General features: G+C 48.4%; 22 protein-coding genes and 1 tRNA gene. 21 read left to right on the forward strand and 2 right to left on the reverse strand.

The window, feature by feature from the left end; genetic code table 11:
• Positions 1-142 precede the first annotated feature (142 nt).
• The 12 genes from dsrA to nrfD all read left to right on the forward strand — a co-directional run bounded on the left by dsrA (position 143) and on the right by nrfD (position 11,128).
• Entirely contained in the window at positions 143-1,444 is a 1,302-nt protein-coding gene (gene dsrA / locus L3K52_08855) for a dissimilatory-type sulfite reductase subunit alpha (GenBank protein UOG93814.1), read from the forward strand.
• An 83-nt stretch (positions 1,445-1,527) separates the two neighbouring features.
• Positions 1,528-2,604 (forward strand): dissimilatory-type sulfite reductase subunit beta, encoded by a 1,077-nt coding sequence (dsrB, locus tag L3K52_08860; GenBank protein UOG93815.1) that lies wholly within the window; start codon positions 1,528-1,530, stop codon positions 2,602-2,604.
• Positions 2,605-2,631: 27 nt separating this feature from the next.
• Positions 2,632-3,024 (forward strand): sulfurtransferase complex subunit TusD, encoded by a 393-nt coding sequence (gene tusD, locus L3K52_08865; GenBank protein UOG93816.1) that lies wholly within the window; start codon positions 2,632-2,634, stop codon positions 3,022-3,024.
• A gap of 13 nt (positions 3,025-3,037) precedes the next feature.
• On the forward strand, positions 3,038-3,442 hold the full coding sequence (gene tusC, locus L3K52_08870; GenBank protein ID UOG93817.1) for a sulfurtransferase complex subunit TusC: 405 nt from the start codon (positions 3,038-3,040) through the stop codon (positions 3,440-3,442).
• Positions 3,443-3,456: 14 nt separating this feature from the next.
• A complete protein-coding gene (gene tusB, locus L3K52_08875; protein UOG93818.1) occupies positions 3,457-3,762 on the forward strand; it encodes a sulfurtransferase complex subunit TusB in 306 nt (101 codons plus the stop codon).
• Between the two features lie 30 nt (positions 3,763-3,792).
• Positions 3,793-4,128 carry a TusE/DsrC/DsvC family sulfur relay protein gene (locus L3K52_08880; protein ID UOG93819.1) on the forward strand — a complete coding sequence of 112 codons (336 nt, stop codon included), beginning with the start codon at positions 3,793-3,795 and terminating at the stop codon, positions 4,126-4,128.
• Positions 4,129-4,232: 104 nt separating this feature from the next.
• Positions 4,233-5,000, forward strand: a complete 768-nt coding sequence (locus L3K52_08885; protein UOG93820.1) for a respiratory nitrate reductase subunit gamma — start codon at positions 4,233-4,235, stop codon at positions 4,998-5,000.
• Positions 5,001-5,012: 12 nt separating this feature from the next.
• Complete coding sequence (locus tag L3K52_08890) at positions 5,013-6,569, forward strand: (Fe-S)-binding protein (GenBank protein UOG93821.1); 1,557 nt, start codon at positions 5,013-5,015, stop codon at positions 6,567-6,569.
• 61 nt (positions 6,570-6,630) lie between these two features.
• Positions 6,631-8,592: an NAD(P)-binding protein gene (locus L3K52_08895; protein ID UOG93822.1), complete on the forward strand. Its 1,962-nt coding sequence runs from the start codon at positions 6,631-6,633 to the stop codon at positions 8,590-8,592.
• Positions 8,593-8,631: 39 nt separating this feature from the next.
• Complete coding sequence (locus L3K52_08900; protein UOG93823.1) at positions 8,632-9,153, forward strand: hypothetical protein; 522 nt, start codon at positions 8,632-8,634, stop codon at positions 9,151-9,153.
• Positions 9,150-9,902, forward strand: coding sequence for a 4Fe-4S dicluster domain-containing protein (locus L3K52_08905; GenBank protein ID UOG93824.1), 753 nt, complete (start codon positions 9,150-9,152; stop codon positions 9,900-9,902). The genes L3K52_08900 and L3K52_08905 overlap by 4 nt, the downstream gene beginning before the upstream one ends.
• 20 nt (positions 9,903-9,922) lie before the next feature.
• Complete coding sequence (nrfD, locus tag L3K52_08910) at positions 9,923-11,128, forward strand: polysulfide reductase NrfD (protein UOG93825.1); 1,206 nt, start codon at positions 9,923-9,925, stop codon at positions 11,126-11,128.
• A gap of 178 nt (positions 11,129-11,306) precedes the next feature.
• On the opposite strand, the gene L3K52_08915 is transcribed toward nrfD, so the two are convergent.
• Positions 11,307-11,999 (reverse strand): hypothetical protein, encoded by a 693-nt coding sequence (locus L3K52_08915; protein ID UOG93826.1) that lies wholly within the window; start codon positions 11,997-11,999, stop codon positions 11,307-11,309.
• Positions 12,000-12,308 carry a ribosome assembly RNA-binding protein YhbY gene (gene yhbY, locus L3K52_08920; GenBank protein UOG93827.1) on the reverse strand — a complete coding sequence of 103 codons (309 nt, stop codon included), beginning with the start codon at positions 12,306-12,308 and terminating at the stop codon, positions 12,000-12,002.
• A 52-nt stretch (positions 12,309-12,360) separates the two neighbouring features.
• Between yhbY and rlmE the strand changes: the two genes are divergently transcribed.
• From rlmE to L3K52_08965, 9 genes are all read left to right on the forward strand, one after another.
• Positions 12,361-12,981 (forward strand): 23S rRNA (uridine(2552)-2'-O)-methyltransferase RlmE, encoded by a 621-nt coding sequence (gene rlmE, locus L3K52_08925; GenBank protein UOG93828.1) that lies wholly within the window; start codon positions 12,361-12,363, stop codon positions 12,979-12,981.
• 56 nt (positions 12,982-13,037) lie between these two features.
• Positions 13,038-14,969, forward strand: coding sequence for an ATP-dependent zinc metalloprotease FtsH (gene ftsH, locus L3K52_08930; GenBank protein UOG93829.1), 1,932 nt, complete (start codon positions 13,038-13,040; stop codon positions 14,967-14,969).
• Positions 14,970-15,043: 74 nt separating this feature from the next.
• Positions 15,044-15,859, forward strand: a complete 816-nt coding sequence (folP, locus tag L3K52_08935) for a dihydropteroate synthase (GenBank protein UOG93830.1) — start codon at positions 15,044-15,046, stop codon at positions 15,857-15,859.
• A gap of 20 nt (positions 15,860-15,879) precedes the next feature.
• A complete protein-coding gene (gene glmM / locus L3K52_08940) occupies positions 15,880-17,214 on the forward strand; it encodes a phosphoglucosamine mutase (protein UOG93831.1) in 1,335 nt (444 codons plus the stop codon).
• A gap of 76 nt (positions 17,215-17,290) precedes the next feature.
• Positions 17,291-18,043, forward strand: coding sequence for a triose-phosphate isomerase (gene tpiA / locus L3K52_08945; GenBank protein UOG93832.1), 753 nt, complete (start codon positions 17,291-17,293; stop codon positions 18,041-18,043).
• A 13-nt stretch (positions 18,044-18,056) separates the two neighbouring features.
• A complete protein-coding gene (secG, locus tag L3K52_08950; protein ID UOG93833.1) occupies positions 18,057-18,476 on the forward strand; it encodes a preprotein translocase subunit SecG in 420 nt (139 codons plus the stop codon).
• Positions 18,477-18,500: 24 nt separating this feature from the next.
• Positions 18,501-18,585: transfer RNA gene (locus L3K52_08955), tRNA-Leu, on the forward strand.
• Positions 18,586-18,810: 225 nt separating this feature from the next.
• On the forward strand, positions 18,811-19,167 hold the full coding sequence (ndhC, locus tag L3K52_08960) for an NADH-quinone oxidoreductase subunit A (protein ID UOG93834.1): 357 nt from the start codon (positions 18,811-18,813) through the stop codon (positions 19,165-19,167).
• The gene (locus L3K52_08965; GenBank protein ID UOG93835.1) at positions 19,158-19,634 is read left to right on the forward strand and encodes an NADH-quinone oxidoreductase subunit B; all 477 of its coding nucleotides are present in this window, start codon (positions 19,158-19,160) and stop codon (positions 19,632-19,634) included. The genes ndhC and L3K52_08965 overlap by 10 nt, the downstream gene beginning before the upstream one ends.
• Positions 19,635-19,637 lie beyond the last annotated feature (3 nt).

The following is a 19,637-nucleotide window of genomic DNA, read 5'->3' on the forward strand; positions in this document are numbered from 1 at the left end:
TGACGCATACACTTAGCCCACTCGCAAATAGCGCGAACACCGTTACGTGACCCGTTTTTGATTTGATCTTTCACTTGACCATTTGAGTTGTAGAGCTGGTTAAGAGAAAGCGCCATTGCAATCGTTTACTGAGGAGGCAGGTATGGCAACGAATAATTATCCAACGCCGATGCTGGATGTACTGGAAGAAGGCCCATGGCCTAGCTTTATCAGCGGTTTCAAGAAACTGCGTGATGAGCATCCAGATGAGCGCATCCGCAACACTATCAACGGCCTGATGGGGCAGTTGGAACATTCTTACGAAACCAAAATGGGCTACTGGAAAGGCGGTACCATTTCTGTTTTCGGTTACGGCGGCGGCATTATCCCGCGCTTCTCTGAAGTCGGTCATATGTTCCCGGAATCCAAAGAATTCCACACCTTGCGTGTACAGCCACCGGCTGGCAACTACTACACCACCGACATGTTACGCCAATTGGCGGATAGCTGGGAGAAGTGGGGTTCTGGTTTGCAGACTTTCCACGGTCAAACCGGCAATATCATGTTCATCGGCGCGAACAGCGTTAATTTCCAACATTTCTTTGATGAAATCAACGAATACGGTTGGGATTTGGGCGGTGCAGGTCCTTGCGTGCGTACTGGTATGTCTTGCGTGGGTGCGGCACGTTGCGAAATGTCCAACTGTAACGAACACGCGATTCATCGCCGTCTGATGAATAACTTCACGGATGACGTGCATCGCCCAGCACTGCCTTACAAGTTCAAGTTCAAAGTTTCCGGCTGCCCGAACGATTGCCAAAACGCGATTGAGCGTTCCGACTTTGCGGTAATTGGTACTTGGCGCGATGACATGAAAGTCGACCAAGAAGCCGTTAAAGAAATGATCATGAAGAAAGCCAAAGAAATTGGCAAAGAAGGTGATCGTTCTGCGGGTCGTCAATACATGTTTGACAACGTTATCAGCCGCTGCCCAACACAAGCACTGAAGCTGAATGACGATGATACCCTCACTGTGGATAACAGCAATTGTGTACGTTGTATGCATTGCTTGAACGTTATGCCAAAAGCACTGCAAGTTGGTGATGATAAGGGTGTAACCATTCTGATCGGCGGTAAGCGTACTCTGAAAATTGGCGACTTGATGGGAACAGTAGTCATTCCTTTCATGAAGCTTGATACCGAAGAAGATTACGAGCGCATCGTTGAACTGGCTGCTTCCATCATTGACTTCTGGGCTGAAAATGGTCTGGAACACGAGCGTTGCGGCGAAATGATTGAGCGTATCGGTCTGGTGAATTTCCTCGAAGGTATCGGTATCGACCCAGATCCAAACATGATCAAGCAACCACGTAACGTTTCTTACGTGCGTACTGACGGTTGGGACGAAGCTGCTGAAGCTTGGTTCAACCGCAAGCGCGAAGAGAAAATGGCTGCTGCTGCCTAAGACGGCACTTTGCAACAGGGCAGTGTTTAACCCTGCCTTGTTGCCCAGATTATTGATAAATTTGAGTTTGACGGAGGCTTCACATGGCCGCACCAGAAATGCGCGATCCTATTGAATCTGGATGCCCGGACGGTTTCCAGTACATGCACCCAGTTATGCGCCGTAATTTCGGCCTGTGGGCATATCACGAAGACCCACGCCCAGGCGTTTTGGTTCATGTATCCAAAACAGGTGAGAAGGTTTGGACTGTTCGTGCGGGTACTCAACGTATTCTTGACGTATTTACCCTGCGCAAGCTGATGGATATTGGTGATACTTACGGCGAAGGTTATGTTCATTTTACCATTCGCTCCAATATCGAATTCCAATTGGCTGACGGCGATAAAGTAGAGCCGTTGGTGAAAGCATTAGAAGACGCTGGTTTCCCTGTTGGTGGTACACGTAACTCGGTTACTTCACTGTCCCACACTCAAGGTTGGTTGCATTGCGACATTCCGGGAACTGATGCTTCCGGTGTTGTGAAAGCGATGATGGATGAGTTACTGCCTGAGTTCAAAGCATGGAACATGCCGAACCGCGTACACATCACGACGTCTTGTTGCCAGATTAATTGCGGCGGTCAAGGTGACATCGCAATTAACGTGCAACACACTAAACCACCTAAAATCAACCACGCGTTGGTTGGTAATGTGTGTGAGCGTCCTTCTGTTGTAGCGCGTTGCCCGGTTGCGGCGATTCGTCCGGCGATGGTTGACGGCAAGCCTTCCTTGGAAGTTGATGAGAAGAAGTGTATTTGTTGTGGTGCTTGTTACCCACCATGCCCGCCAATGCAAATCAATGACCACGAAGCGACTCAGTTAGCTGTTTGGATCGGTGGTAATCACTCCAACGCACGTGGCAAGCCTACTTTCCAACGTTTGGTGGCAGCGGGTATCCCGAACAACCCACCACGTTGGCCTGAAGCGACCGCAATCGTTAAAAAGATTCTGGAGTGCTACAAAGCAGGTGCGAAAGATTGGGAGCGTATCAACGAGTGGGTTGAGCGTATCGGCTGGCCGCGTTTCTTTGAAGTGACGGGTCTGCCATTCACGAAGTACCACATCGACAACTGGCGTGGTGCGCGTGCCAACCTGAACTCTTCAACGCATATCCGTTTCTGATCGAAGCGGCACGAGGAATAGAACGGAATGAAATACACAATTCTGGTCAACGAAGGCCCTTATCAGCACCAGTCTGCTGATACTGCACTTCAGTTCGCCCGTGCTGCATTGGAGAAGGGACACAAGATTTTTCGTGTGTTCTTCTACCATGACGGCGTAAACAACGGTACACGTCTGAGCGTCCCACCGGCTGACGACCGCCTGATCCAGAAATCTTGGTCAGAATTGGCTGAAAAGCATGGTTTGGACTTGGTTATCTGTATTGCAGCGGCTCAACGTCGCGGTTTGATGGATGCCGATGAAGCGAAGCGTCAAGGTTTGGATGCTAACAACATTGCCCCCGGTTTCCGTATTTCGGGCTTGGGTCAGTTGGTTGAAGGCGGTACCCAGTCTGATCGTTTAGTCGTGTTTGGCGATTAAGGAGCTGATAAAGATGTCTACAAAGAATTTTTTGTTTGTAAACCGCAAAGCTCCTTACGGCACGGTCTACGCACTGGAAGCCTTGGAAGTCGTACTGATTTCCGCAGCGTTTGAGCAAAATGTTAGTTTGGCATTCATCGACGACGGTGTTTACCAGATTACTAAAGGTCAAAACAGCAGGGAAACCGGCATGAAGAATTTTTCTCCGACTTTCCGTGCTTTGGGTGACTACGACATTACTAAGTTATACGTCTCTACTGAGTCTTTGACAGAACGAGGCCTGACGGTTGATGACCTGATGGAGCTCACTTACGAAGACGCTGATGACGATTATGCTGAAAAGCCCTCTATTATTCTGGTCAACCGTGAGGAAATGGCTGCAATGATGGCAGAGCAAGAAGTAATTTTGAGCTTCTAACGGAGGATTTGAACATGTCTATGTTACATATTGTCAACAAGTCCCCGTTTGAACGTGTGGCTTTTGCAAGCTGCTTGGCTCATGCCAAGGCAGGCGATTCGATTCTGATGATCGAAGATGCCGTGGTTGGTGCAGTCGACGGGTCAAGCTTTGCTGATAAGGTGAAAGCTGCTATGTCTGATAAAACTGTGTACGTGCTAGGTGCTGATTTAGCCGCACGTGGTTTGGAAGGCAAAGCAATAGATGGGATTGTGAGCGTTGATTACGCGGGTTTTGTAGACCTGACAGCAAATAACGACACTACCCAAAGCTGGCTGTAAGTTTTAACATTTTTGATAGGAGGCCATCTCATGGCATCAATTAACGTTGGCGGTAAAGATATTCCGCTGGACGAAGAAGGCTACTTGGAAAACTTGTCCGACTGGACTCCAGAAGTTGCAGAAATTCTGGCTAAAGGCGAAGACGTAACCCTGACTTCTGAACATTGGGAAATCCTGAATTTCCTGCGTGAATACTATGAAGAATACCAAATCGCTCCAGCGGTTCGCGTTCTGACTAAAGCAGTAGGCAAGCGTTTGGGCGCTGACAAAGGTAACTCCAAGTACCTGTACAGCCTGTTCCCATACGGTCCTGGCAAGCAAGCGTGTAAGTACGGCGGTCTGCCTAAACCTACTGGTTGCGTGTAATAGCTTAACCGCTATAAGAGTTGCTCCGGTTCGCCGGAGCCTCTTCTTAAGCCCTGTTGTTGACAGGTTTTCAGAAGAGAGACTAATGACTTCAGGAGTACGCAGTGACTTTCGTAAGTATTTTTTACGGACTGTTGTTTTGGGTCGCAACGTTAATTTTAATTGGCGGTGTGGCTGCAAAAGTTCGTCAATATTGGAATACCCCGGCCCCATTGAAAATTCCAACCACACCTGCACCGATTACGCAGAGCGGTGTTGTATGGCGCATGTTCCGTGAAGTGGTATTTTTTCAAAGTTTGTTTCGTGCAAATAAAATTTTGTGGTTGTTTGCGTTTCTGTTCCACATTTCATTATGGTTAGTGCTGGTTCGTCACAGTCGCTATTTTGTGGATATGAATGAATTTCTGGTGTTTATGCAGCCATTTGGTCGCTACGCAGGTATTACCATGGTATTGGGTTTAGCCGGTTTGTGGGCGCGTCGTTTCTTAGTGGATCGGGTGCGTTACATTTCAGCGCCTTCTGACCATCTAATGTTAGCTTTGTTGATTGCGATCGGCGCTAGTGGTTTGATGATGAGTTTTGTGGCTCACGCAGATGTTACTCAGGTTAAAGTATTTTTTGGTGGCATGTTAACTTTTGGTTTCTTTGGAGAGGCAGGTTTGCCAGCTGATCCAATTGTGTTAGTGCACTTGTTATTGGTTGCGTTATTGATGATTATTTTTCCGATCAGCAAACTGTTACACGCACCGGGCATATTTTTTAGCCCGACCCGTAATCAAGTGGACAATCCACGTGAGAAACGTCATGTATCCGGCTGGGCATTAGAATTGGAGCGTCAGGGTAAAAATTACCTAGGCGAGCTGAAGAAATAAGAGGTAAATACCATGGCTGATTACGAAGTTCCAAAATTGACAGGTGAAGGCTATTGCGAAGTTCCTGCTGTACGCGAAGGCGTAATGGAGAGCAAGGGGCCTTTCATTGCTAAGCCAGATTTCCAATCAGCATTAAACTTTCCGGCTGATTTTGATGCGGCAGGTTCGTTAGTTCCTAATTGGAAAGAACGCGCCCTTGATAAAATGGCTGATTTGAAAAGTCGCTATCGCTCGTTGCAAGTGTTTTTGGATATTTGCGTTAAATGCGGTGCATGTACTGATAAATGCCATTATTTTATCGGCACGTCTGATGCGAAAAATATGCCGGTGGCGCGTCAAGATTTGTTGCGTAAGGTTTACCGTCGTTACTTCACATTTGCGGGCAAATACTTCCCCAAGTTGGTCGGTGCAACTGATTTGACTGAAGAGGTATTGGCTGATTGGTACAATTATTACCATCAATGCTCACAGTGTCGTCGCTGTTCTGTATTTTGTCCTTACGGTATTGATACGGCTGAAATTTCAATGGCTGCTCGTGAGATTCTTGATCACGTTGGCTACGGTCAAAAGTATTGTAACGAAATCATCGGTAAAGTTTTTAAGATCGGTAACAACCTCGGTCTGCCCGGTCCGGCGCTCTTCGACACAGTAGAAGGTTTGGAAGAAGACGTTGAAATGGATACGGGTATTAAAGTCCGTTTCCCACTCGATGAAGACGGTGCGGAAGTATTGCTGGTAACACCCTCAGCGGACTTCTTCGCTGAGCCGCATATCGATGGTTTGATTGGTTACGCGAAAGTGTTCCATGAAACCGGCGTGACATGGACGATGAGTACCATCGCTTCAGAAGCTGGTAACTTTGGCATGTTCATCGGTTCTTACGAGACCATGCGTCGGGTTTCTTTGCGAGTTCGCGAAGCTGCTATCAAGCACAAGGTAAAGCGCATTGTGTTTGGCGAATGTGGGCACGCATGGCGTGTGGCATACAGTTTCCTGAATACTTTGGCGGGACCATTTGATTTCTTGGATCAACGCTACCCTGTTCCACAACACATTTTGGAATTTACTTGGAGCCATATCCAAGCTGGCAACTTGCAAATTGATAAGACAGAGAATGACGACAAAGTATTAACTTTCCACGATTCGTGTAACGTTGCACGCGGCAGTCGTATGGGTGATTACCCCGGTGGTCAGTTTGACATTCCCCGCAATGTCATTCGTGCGGTGTGTAATAACTTTGTGGACATGCCCGCTGATACCATTAACGACGCAACTTTCTGTTGTGGTGGTGGTGGCGGTTTGTTGACAGACGACTTGATGGAGATTCGTGTCAAAGGTATCCAGCCGCGTGCGGAAGCCCTTAAGCACGTGACCACGCATAACGGTGTCACACACATGGCAGCAATTTGCGCTATTTGTAAATCGCAGTTCACCAAGGTATTACCGTACTACGGTTTTACGATGGATCAAATTGTTAGCGTTCACCAATTGGTGAGCAACGCGCTTGTCCTGCAACGGCAAGTATCTGTGCAGGCACGTCCCGACGATGAAGACGGCGACGAAGACTAATTAAAGCATTTATTTCCTCGCGGCATCGCCGCGAGTGGATTGAAATCAACAGGAGATAGGCATGGCAACCGCAGCTCACGATAGCAAACTTAAAGGTAATGGTCTTACATACCGCCGTTATAAAGACGGTGATAATGAGTGGGGCAGTATGCACGACAGCATTTTTGTCGCCGATACTAGCCACAAATGCCCTACCTACATTCATAAAACGCCACCTTGCCAAGGTAGCTGTCCATCTGGCGAAGATATTCGTGGTTGGTTGCAAATTGTGCGTGGTATTGAAAAGCCACCCGTTGGTATGACCATGCAGGAATACGCTTTCCGCCGCTCTACCAACGCTAACCCATTTCCATCAATGATGGGTCGCGTTTGTCCAGCACCTTGTCAAACGGGTTGTAACCGTAACGATGTTGATGATTTCGTTGGTATTAACGCTGTCGAACAATACATAGGTGACAGTGCAATCGCGGCTGGCTTCAAATTTGAAGCACCCGCAGAATTGAGTGGTAAGAAAATTGCGATCGTCGGGGGCGGCCCCGCTGGTATGGCGGCTGCTTACCAATTGCGTCGTATGGGTCATGCATCCACTGTTTTTGAACAGCACCCTGAACTGGGCGGCATGATGCGCTACGGTATTCCGGGCTACCGCGTGCCACGTGACAAATTGAGCGCAGAGATGCAACGTATCATCGATATGGGTGAAATCACGATTAAGTGCAACACCACTGTTGGTAAAGACGTCACTGTCGAACAGTTGGAAGGCGATTTTGACGCAATTTTGTGGACAGTTGGTTGCTGGAGTGGTCGCGGTTTGTTTGTTGACAAATTTGCCGAAACACCAAACTGCATATCTGCTGTCGACTACCTTGAAGCGTACAACAAAGGCACGATGAAATACACTGCACCCCGCGTAGTGTGTGTCGGCGGTGGTGATACCTCCATCGATGTTGTTTCTGTTTCTCGTCGTATTGGTACTTTGGCTAACTACGCTGAAAACGCTGAAGATGCCGCGACTGGCAAAGTAATTCATGGTGACGTAGGCGCAAAAGCACCTGCTGCTGTTACTTTGACTACTTTGTTTCCTCTCGATCAAATGACTGCTGCGGAGCATGAAGTACAGGATGCTCTGAAAGAGGGTGTTAACATCCTGACAGAAGTGATGCCAACTGAGATTGTTTTTGGAGCGGATGGGCGTGCGATCGGCTTGAAAGTGGTTGAGTGCGTTATGAAAGGTAATATGCCGCAAGCGAAAGAGGGCGGCAAAGAAACCATTATTGAAGCAGATCTTATTGTTGCGGCTATCGGTCAATTCGGTAAATTGGACGGTATTGAAGGTCTCAATAATGGGCGTAATCAAATCAATGCCGATGCACTGTATCAGGTACCGGGCAAACCGGGGCATTTTGCTGCTGGTGATGCAGTACGTCCGCATTTGTTGACCACTGCCATTGGCCAAGCATCAATTGCATCTGAAACGATCAACCAGTATTTGCGTGCTGAAGAGTTTAAAAAGCGTCCAAAAGTTGATAAACATCACTTTGACTTGATGGAAAAGCTACATGAAGCTGGTTTAGACCCGTTGAGTTACGAAACCAGTCGTGCGGAAGATATGCGTGGTACAGATGGTGCGCAATATGCCGTTCACAATTACGACGACCGTTCTAAAAATGTAATCGTGCCTTCTAAAGATTTATTTTTGGGTCATTTCAACAGCGTAGCACGTAATCTGCGCACTGAAGATGTACCAACGGCTGAAGAAGTGTTGGGACATTTTGCGGAACGCATGAATCCACTAGCAGAAGCTGATGCGGTTAGTGAAGCTAAACGTTGCATGAGCTGCGGTATGTGTTTCGAGTGCGACAACTGCGTCATTTATTGCCCGCAAACTGCCGTCTATCGCGTGCCTAAGAAACAAGCGACACTGGGCCGTTATGTTGCCACCGATTATTCCAAATGTATTGGTTGCCATATTTGCGCAGACGTCTGCCCAACTGGGTATATTGAAATGGGTTTGGGTGAATAATCACCTTTTCCATGAGTGCATGGCTCGACAGGAATTAGCATGACTAGCAAGTTATCAAGCGTATTTCTGGCAGCAACGTTGGCTTTTGCTACGCTGTTGGCAGGTTGTGGTAAAGCGCCTATGGAGGCTGACCTCAACCTTGCCACGGCGAAGGCGAAGTCCGAGCAGTGTGTTGAACCAGAAAATGTTATCCGTACCAAACATATGGATCTGCTCATGCACAAGCGTGATGCGACCGTGATTGAAGGTATTCGTACTACACAGCATAGTCTGAAAGAATGCATTAATTGCCACGTTTCCACGACTAAGCAAGACGGTACTCCTCTGCATTATGGTGACAAGGAACATTTTTGTACCACATGCCATGTGGCTGTTGGCCAGAAAATTGATTGCTTCCAATGTCATGCTGATCGCCCGCAAATTGATCAAGATCCGAATTATCAGCATACTGTTGGTAGTGCTGCCGGTCATCATTTCACTCAAGGTGTGACGGCAGCAGCGGCGCCAACGGTGGCTGAGATTAAAATGGTGGCACAACCGCAACAAGGAGCTGCTAAATGAACCAGAACCGTGTGTATGAATACCGGCGCAATTTCATAATGAGTTTGGGCGGTGTTGCAGCCGTTGGTGTGATTGGCTCTGGTTTTGTGCTACAAACTGCGAGCGCTGCTGGTGAAATTGCTGCGAAACCCGCTGATCAGCCTGTCACCAACGCTAAACGTTGGGGCATGTTGATTGATGTAACCAAACTTACCGATGGCGGCGCAGCGATGGTGGCCGCATGTAAACAAGAACACGGCTGGGGCGACGAAATGCATTCTGCCGACGCGCAGAAAGCGCATTGGTCTCGGGTCGTGAAAGTCACGGACAAATTGACTCAGAACAGTTTTAGTTTGCCAGTGATGTGTCAGCACTGTGAAAAACCGCCATGCGTTGATGTTTGCCCGACAGGTGCATCCATGAAGCGTGCGGATGGAATTGTACAAGTTAATAAGCACATTTGCATTGGTTGCCGTTATTGCATGATGGCTTGTCCTTACAAGGCGCGTAGCTTTGTGCACGAGCCGTTACAGGATCAAAAACCGCATTCTCCACGCGGCATGGGCACCGTAGAGTCTTGTAATATGTGTGTTCACCGCATTGACGAAGGCAGATTGCCAGCGTGTGTGGAAGCGGCTCCCGATGCCGTTATCTTTGGTGATCTGAATGACCCTAACAGTGCAGTCAGTCAAGCGATGAAAACGGTTGGTGGTAAGCAGATTCGTGCTGATCTCGGTTTGAATACTGGCGTGCGTTATCACGGCATTTAACGGAAAGGATGTAAACAGCAATGGCTAGTCAAGCAATTATTTTCCGCGAAACCAGAGAAAGCAAAGGCTTTTATTTTCTGTTGGTGATTTTAGGTGCATTCCTTGCGCTCGGTGCATTGGCGTTTTTCCATGCCGAACATCACGGGCATTACGTCACCGGCATGACCAATCAAGTCGTTTGGGGCTTGCCACACGTTTTCGCCATTGGCTTAATTGTTGCGGCTTCTGGCGCTTTGAACGTCGGTTCGATTGGTACGGTATTTGGTAAGAAAATTTATCAACCAATGGGGCGGTTGTCGGCTTTGTTAGCGATTTCACTGTTGATCGGTGGTTTGATTGTACTGGTGTTAGATTTGGGGCATCCTGATCGCCTTATTATCGCTATGACGACCTACAATTTTAAGTCAATCTTTGCTTGGAATATTATTCTTTACAATGGTTTTTTGGCATTGTCCGCAGTGTACATTTGGACAATGATGGATCGCAAAGCTAAACCATTTTATAAGTTGGCAGGGGTTGCAGCTTTCACTTGGCGCTTGATTTTAACCACAGGTACTGGTTCAATCTTTGGCTTCTTGGTTGCACGTGACTTCTACAATTCAGCGATTATGGCGCCATTATTCATTGTGATGTCATTTGCGATGGGATTAGCGGTATTTATCTTGGTATTGCACTTTGCTTACAGTTGGACAGGTCGTCCGCTGGGTGATGCTGTAATGAATCGATTGCGTTATTTGTTGGCAGTGTTTATTGGTGGTGTATTGTTGCTAGAAGGCGCCCGCCATTTCACGGGTTTGTACATTGCGCAAAAAGCCGGTGTGGAAAACTTCATACTGTTTGAGGGTGGAATCTACACTCAGTTATTTTGGGTAGGACAAATCATGTTGGGTAGTTTATTGCCTTTATCATTGATTTTCTGCCGTAAATTGGGAAGTAATCGTATTGCACTGTTGTTTGCCGCGTTTTTTACTGTTTTGGGCGGTTTCGCGCAGTTGTATGTGATTTTAGTGGGTGGGCAAGCGTATCCACTGATGTTATTTCCGGGCGCTGACGTTTCCAGTGACTATTTCGATGGCGTTGTTAATGCGTATGTTCCAAGCGTCTGGGAACTAATGCTTGGTTTGGGTGGCGTAGCACTGGCATTGGTTATGGTGACTGTCGGCGTGAAAGTATTGCGTTTCTTACCCGATTCGTTATCTGATGCAGTAGTTGAGCCACACAATTAACAGTGATCACTCATTTGTATTATAGAAAAACCGGCTTCGCGCCGGTTTTTCTATGTTTGTTGCTTTACCTGACGCTAACGACCTGTTCGCCTTCGTTAGAGCTACAGGTTTGGTTGAAATTGCCAGCTAACCCGTTATTAATTCAAGCGCCCATGAATACCTTGGCAGACCTACAGTTTCAGGGTTTCCAGTAACTCAATAATGATTGGGTTTGTGCTAACAAATATTGCTTACGCCAGTGATCTTCTGCGGTTGCTTTGAGTAAAGTTTCCAATTGGTGTAAACAAGCACTTTGACGTTTCTGATCGTGCTTAGACCAATCTTTCAGTAGGGCGAGTAAATGACTGTCCAAGTCTAAATCGAGATACAGCGGTTTGGCGTGTTCAAGCAGAATGCGCTCGAAGAGTGCTTGTTGGCGTTCATTCGGCAACACGCTATAACATTCCCACAAAATGGTGCATGACGTTTGCATGAGGCGATAAAGGTATTCGTCGGGGTCTTCCATTTTGCTTGCTAATGCAGGCAAGTAACTAATCACGGCTAAACACAAATCCAAGGTTTCACGTGTCGGGGTGGTAGCTTTGCTTGCAACATTGAGTAAATTTTGCATAGCGACTGTTAGGTGGGCAGCGCCAGTCGCGTGAATATAGCCGTCAACATTTGCGTGACGTTGGGTCATATCCGTCAGCATTTGCTGATATTTGAGTTCGCTTGAGGCGTTGCTGCTTAACAAGTCTGCAAAGCAGATGAGTAGCGTGTCACGAAAATCAGCATCTTGTGTGGCTTTCTCCCGAACAAATGCTTGCAGCTCTTCATGAGAAAGCTGTTGAATAATGCAGTCAATTTGCCCAGCTCGTGTGGTCGGTTTCACTTAGGGCACCTGTTCTTTCAGAATGTCAGGGCGTTCAGGGTTGTGACGGTACAGTACGGCGACATTTCCTATCCGTTGAATCAGTTGAGACTGGCTATATTGGGCGATTTGTTCGATCATTTCATCGCGTAGATCACGATCCCCGACGCTCAATTTAATTTTAATGAGTTGATGGTAATCAAGTGCTCCCGTGATTTCCTCTAAGACGGTGGGTTTTAGTCCATGCTGACCAATTAAGACAACAGGATTAAGGGCGTGAGCGCGACTTCGCAGGTGCTTTTTTTGAGTTTCTGTCAATGTTCCGATCATTTCCGTGATACGCTTCTGTAAATTGATGAAGTGTAATGAGTGATAACACGGCATGGCAAGAAGCAAAAGCAGTCAACGGTGGTTGGGTGAACATTTTAGTGACGAATACGTTAAAAAAGCCCAACATGAAGGGTATCGTTCACGAGCGGTATACAAGTTGCAAGAAATTCAAGAGAAAGACCGCATTTTACAGCCCGGCATGAAAGTGGTGGATTTGGGTGCAGCACCGGGGGGATGGAGTCAGTACGCGACCAAGTTTGTTGGGCAAAAAGGTCGGATTGTCGCCAGTGATATTTTGCCGATTGATCCGCTGCCCTTTGTGGAGTTTGTAGTGGGCGATTTTCGTGAAGAGTCTGTACTGATGGAGATACTGAATTTACTCGGTGGCGATAAAGCTGACCTTGTTATTTCAGATATGGCCCCCAACATAAGTGGTGTCGATGCGGTCGACCAGCCACGCTCCATTCATCTGTGTGAACTTGCATTGGACATGGCGCGACAGGTATTAAAGCCAAGTGGGACTTTTGTGGTGAAACTGTTTCAAGGTGATGGCTCAGAAGATTTCTTGCGTGAGGTGCGCAGTAGCTTTAAAACAGTAAAAGTAAGGAAACCGGCTGCATCAAGACCACGCAGTCGGGAGGTTTATATATTAGCGCAAGGTTTTGTGTTGTAATATTACGGTAATGAGTGTTACGCGTGGATAACACCAGTTGATAGTGGAGAAGTCACTTGAACGATTTAACCAAAAATTTGTTGATCTGGGCTGTTATTGCTTTCGTCTTGATTGCAGTATTCAGTAAATTCAGTGTGCCAGCTCAACCCGCTGCTGCCGTACCGTACTCGGATTTCTTAACGAATGTTCGCAGCGGTGGGGTCAAAGAGGTTGAGATTAGAGGCCAGAAAATCATCGGAATGGACAGTAACAATGCCCGTTTTGTGACGTATAGCCCGCCAAATGATGCCAAATTGGTGGATGATTTGGTTGCAAATAAAGTTAAGTTCCAAGCATCACCGCCAGAAGAGCGTTCGGTGTTGTGGGATATTATTATTAGCTGGGTACCGTTCTTACTCATCATTGGTCTGTGGGTTTACATCATGCGCCAAATGCAAGGCGGTGGCGGTGGTCGTGGGGCAATGTCCTTCGGCAAGAGTCGCGCCCGCATGATGACCGAGGATCAAGTTAAAATTAATTTTAACGATGTGGCTGGTTGCGAAGAAGCTAAAGACGAAGTGGCGGAACTGGTTGAATTTTTGCGTGATCCGGGTAAATTCCAGAAGCTTGGTGGCAAAATTCCGCGCGGCGTATTGATGGTAGGCTCACCAGGTACTGGTAAGACACTATTAGCGAAGGCGATTGCAGGCGAGGCTAAAGTGCCGTTTTTCAGCATTTCCGGTTCTGATTTCGTGGAAATGTTTGTGGGTGTGGGTGCATCCCGTGTACGTGACATGTTTGAGCAAGCCAAGAAACACGCGCCGTGTATTATTTTCATCGATGAAATTGATGCGGTAGGCCGTCAGCGTGGCGCAGGTTTGGGCGGCGGTCACGACGAACGTGAGCAAACGCTTAACCAGTTGTTGGTTGAGATGGACGGTTTTGAAGGCAGCGAAGGCATTATTGTGATTGCTGCGACTAACCGTCCTGATGTTTTGGATGCGGCTTTATTGCGTCCGGGACGTTTTGACCGTCAAGTTGTTGTGCCGTTGCCGGATGTAAGAGGGCGCGAGCAAATCCTCAAGGTTCACATGCGCAAAGTTCCATTGGGCGATGACGTTAGACCATCCCTGATTGCGCGTGGTACGCCGGGGTTTTCTGGTGCGGATTTGGCGAACTTGGTGAACGAAGCTGCGTTGTTTGCGGCACGTTCTAACAAGCGCACGGTTGATATGCACGAATTTGAGAAAGCCAAAGATAAGATTATGATGGGCGCTGAACGCAAATCAATGGTCATGAAGGAAGAGGAAAAGCTGGCAACGGCTTATCACGAAGCCGGTCATGCCATCGTTGGTTTAAGTGTTCCTGAGCACGATCCTGTTTATAAGGTCAGTATTATTCCGCGTGGTCGCGCACTGGGTGTGACTATGTATTTGCCAGAAGAAGACCGTTACAGCGCCAGCAAGCAGCGTTTGGAAAGTCAAATTTCTAGCTTGTACGGCGGCCGCATTGCTGAAGAATTGATCTATGGTGTGGAGGGCGTCACCACTGGTGCGTCTAACGACATTGAACGCGCAACCAGTATTGCACGCAACATGGTAACTAAATGGGGTTTATCTAACCGCATGGGGCCATTGGCTTATTCAGAGGATGAAGGCGAAGTGTTTTTAGGGCGTTCAGTTACGCAACACAAGCATGTCTCCGATGAAACAGCTCATGCGATTGATGGTGAGATACGTGAAGTAATTGATCGCAATTACACCCGCGCTAAACAAATTCTCACCGACAAGATGAGCGTGCTGCACGCCATGGCGCAAGCTTTGATGAAGTATGAAACCATTGACCGTGGACAAGTGGATGCGCTGATGCGTGGCGAACAGCCACCACCACCTGCTGACTGGACAGACGACGATTCTTCAGGTGGTAAAGGCACTCCAATTAAATCACGCCCGGTTGAAGGCAATAAAACGGATGGTAGTGTGATTGGCGGAGCCGCTAGTTCGCATTAAGAATTTTCGGTAAAACTGTTATTAAGCCAAGGCGCGAGCATTTCACTCGCGCCTTTTGTTTATGGAATCATTCAATGGCATGGCAAGTCACTAAGTTCTCTGTGCAGGTAATGGGTATTCTGAATGTCACCCCGGATTCTTTTTCGGACGGTGGGCGATTTCATGCGAGCGACAAGGCTTTGCAGCATGTTGAGCAAATGCTTTCAGAAGGGGCGGATATTATTGATGTGGGCGGGGAGTCTACGCGTCCTGGCGCGGCTTCCGTTCCCGTTCAGGAGGAGTTGGATCGGGTTATTCCGGTGATTACGGCGATTCGTGAACGCTTTGATGTGGCACTGTCGGTGGATACCAGTAAACCTGATGTGATGCGGGCGGCGGTGAGCGCAGGTGCGGATTTAATCAATGACGTGTGTGCATTACAGCAGCCGGGTGCATTGGCAACTTGCGCTGGGTTACTTGTGCCGGTGTGCTTGATGCACATGCAAGGGCAGCCGCGCACCATGCAGCAAGCGCCTGACTATGACGATGTGGTGCAGGATATTTCGCAGTTCTTTCAAGAACGCATCGCCGCTTGTTTAGCGGCCGGAATAGTGCGACAACACTTAATTCTTGATCCAGGGTTTGGATTTGGCAAAACTTTGTCGCATAATGTGGACTTATTGCGCAGATTGACGGCATTTTCTGACTTGGAATTGCCTATACTCGTAGGGCTTTCACGCAAATCCATGATCGGCACTTTGCTAGATAACCGCTCGTTAGAAGGGCGTTTGCATGGCAGCGTGGCTGGCGCGGTAATCGCTGCAATGCACGGCGCGAACATTGTGCGCGTACACGACGTGGGCGCAACCGTTGATGCGCTCAAGATCGTCAAAGCAGTCATGAATAAATAATCGATGAGGCAGGTGGGCTAATGGCAAGAAAATATTTCGGTACAGATGGGATTCGCGGCAAAATTGGGTGCCATCCGATGACGCCTGACTTTGTATTAAAATTGGGTTGGGCCGCAGGGAAAGTGCTGGCAAGTAATGGCCACCCGTTGGTGCTGATCGGCAAAGATACCCGCATTTCTGGCTATATGTTGGAGTCGGCATTGCAGGCAGGCTTGGTGGCAGCAGGGGTGAATATCCGTTTGTTGGGGCCGATGCCTACACCGGCAGTGGCTTATTTAACCCGTGCGTTTCGTGCTTCGGCGGGAATTGTGATCAGCGCATCCCATAATCCTTACGATGATAACGGGCTGAAATTTTTCTCCGGTGATGGCACCAAATTGCCTGATGAGGTGGAAGAAGAAATCGAGCGTTGGTTAGAGATGGATTTTAAAGTGGTGTCTTCCGATGAGCTGGGTAAAGTTGAGCGTGCTAAAGACGCGGCGGGGCGTTACATCGAATTCTGCAAACGCGCATTGCCGAACAGCATTTCACTGAAAGGTCTGCGGATTGTTGTGGACTGCGCGAACGGTGCGACTTATCACGTTGCACCCGATGTTTTCAAAGAATTGGGCGCAGAAGTCATTGCGATTGGTAACACACCTGACGGTATCAATATCAACGAAGCCTGCGGTGCAACCCATGTCGACGGCTTGTGTGATGCCGTCTTACGTTACCGCGCCGATTTGGGCATTGCCTTGGATGGTGATGGCGACCGCTTGATCATGGTGGATCAACGCGGTGAAACGGTCGATGGTGATGAAATTCTTGCCATTATTGCACACCACCGTCATGGCGAAGGCAAGTTGCACGGTGGAGTAGTGGGCACTTTAATGAGCAATCTCGGCTTGGAAAAGTCGATTCAAGCACTGGGTGTGCCGTTTTACCGTGCTAAAGTTGGCGACCGATATGTTATTGAGCAAATGACGCTGCATGACTGTGATTTGGGGGGTGAATCATCCGGGCACATCATTGTACGTCATTTTATTACAACGGGTGACGGCATCATTGCGGCGCTGCAAGTGTTGCGTGCTATGCGTATCAGCGGCAAGCCTCTGCGCGAACTGAAAACTGTGATGACTAAATACCCGCAAACATTGGTTAATGTGCCAACGAAGCAAAAAATTAATTTAAACGAATCAGTGACAATCCAAGATGCGGTGCGTCAAGTCGAGCAGCAATTAGGCAACCGTGGGCGCGTGTTGCTGCGTGCATCCGGTACCGAGCCACTGATTCGAGTCATGGTTGAGGGGGAGGATCCCACTGAAACCGCTGAATTGGCAGAGCAAATTGCCAGCGCAGTGCGAGCCATCGCCTGAATTGCCCAGAATGAAGATTGATTTCCACAACTTATGCAGGTAATCTTTCGCCCTTGCTTGAAAGAGAGGTGGAGTCATGCGTCAGAAATTGGTTGCAGGTAACTGGAAACTAAACGGGTCAAAGGCGAGCATTGCGTCCTTGATGAACGGTATTCTAGCTGGGTTGGAAGGCATGGATAATGTAGCCGTGGCTGTTTGCCCGCCTTATGTCTACATTCCCATGACTCAAACATTGGTAGCGGGAAGCTGTATTAGTCTAGGTTCCCAGGATATTGCTGATCAAGACGCAGGCGCTTTCACGGGTGAAGTTTCCGGGGTGATGCTCAAAGATTTCGGCTGCGATTATGCGATTGTGGGTCATTCTGAGCGCCGCGCTATCTACGGCGAACAAGACCATGATACTGCGCGTAAATTCGCGGCTGCGCGTAAGCACGGTCTTAAACCCATTTTGTGCGTAGGCGAAACGTTGATGGAACGTGAAGCGGGTATTACAGAGGCAGTGGTGGCGCGTCAACTGGATGCCGTGATTGCGTTAGAAGGTGTGGAGGCACTAACTGACGGTGTAATTGCTTACGAACCAGTCTGGGCGATTGGCACGGGTAAAACTGCCAGTCCGCAACAAGCGCAGGATGTACACGCATTTATTCGCGGTAAATTGGCTGCACTGAATGAGTCAGTTGCAGCGAGAGTACAAATTTTATACGGTGGCAGCGTCAAAGGTGCGAACGCTGCTGAATTGTTTGCAATGCCAGATATTGATGGCGGCTTGATCGGTGGTGCAGCGTTGGATGCACAAGAGTTTCTAGCCATTTGCAAAGCTGGTAATTAAGGTTAAAAACGCTATGTTATACAATGTTTTACTGATTATTTTAATTGTTGTTTCTGTTGCCATGATTGTTCTCATCCTGATGCAGCAGGGCAAGGGTGCTGATGCGGGTGCTGCTTTTGGCAGTGGCGCATCCGGCACGGTATTCGGTTCGCAAGGTTCCGCGAATTTTTTGAGCCGTACCACGGCAATTTTAGCGACGGTTTTTTTCTTGGTGGCATTGGCGTTAGCGTTTTTGGCATCAGGGCGCACGGTTGAGTCAATCAGTATTATGGACGCGATCGCACCGGCAGAGAAAACCGTGGAACCTGCGGCGCTACCAGCGTCCAGCAGTGATGTACCACCCGCACCCGCTGCCAAAGAAGCGCCTGCCAGTGATGTTCCTCCCGCTCCAGCAGTGAAAGCTGAAGAAAAACCTGTGCAAGAAAATAAATAATAAGGCATAATATGCGCCTGCTTTGCCGACGTGGTGGAATTGGTAGACACGCTATCTTGAGGGGGTAGTGGCGCAAGCTGTACCGGTTCGAGTCCGGTCGTCGGTACCATACATAACGAAGCCTTCCATTGTAAAATGGTGGGCTTTTTGTTTTTATGCCTAATTTCTGCTAAAACCTGACAATACCCACTTTGGGGAATTAATCTGTGGTTCGCACACCGTTATATTCGACTGTATAATCAAATAGTGGTACAAACAGCTTCAGTTTGAAATCAGGTATCACGGATAACCGAGTGGTTTGGAGAGAACGCTACGGTTTGCACCAGGAGTCAGTATGTTAGGAGAATACCTTCCGATTCTCGTTTTTCTAGCCGTCGGTTTTGGTTTGGCAGTCGTGTTGCTAGGTCTGGGTTTGCTTGCAGGCCCGCGTCGACCGGATGCAGAAAAAGATTCACCGTTTGAGTGCGGCTTTCCCGCGTTTGAAGACTCTCGCATTAAATTTGATGTGCGTTATTACCTCGTCGCTATCCTCTTCATTATCTTTGACCTTGAAATTGCCTTTTTGTTCCCTTGGGCCATTGTGCTCGACACCATCGGCGTGTTCGGTATCGTGGCAATGGGCATTTTTCTGACTATCCTGATTGTTGGTTTCATCTACGAGTGGAAAAAAGGGGCATTGGAATGGGAGTAGAAGGGGTTCTGGAGAAAGGCTTCGTCACCACGACAGCCGATGCCCTGATCAACTGGGCGCGTACTGGCTCGTTGTGGCCGATGACCTTTGGTCTGGCGTGCTGCGCGGTCGAAATGATGCACGCGGGGGCTTCACGTTACGATTTAGACCGTTTCGGTATTGTGTTCCGCCCCAGCCCGCGCCAATCGGATGTGATGATCGTGGCAGGAACGCTGACCAACAAAATGGCTCCGGCGTTGCGCAAGGTCTATGATCAGATGGCGGAGCCGCGTTGGGTAATTTCGATGGGTTCTTGCGCCAATGGTGGCGGTTACTACCATTACTCCTACGCGGTGGTACGCGGCTGTGACCGGATTGTGCCGGTGGATATTTACGTGCCCGGTTGCCCGCCAACCGCTGAAGCCCTGCTGTATGGCATTATCCAGTTGCAGAATAAAATTCGTCGAACCAACACGATAGCGCGGTAATTC

The sequence above is a fragment of the Candidatus Thiothrix sulfatifontis genome, assembly GCA_022828425.1.
GTDB lineage: Bacteria > Pseudomonadota > Gammaproteobacteria > Thiotrichales > Thiotrichaceae > Thiothrix > Thiothrix sulfatifontis.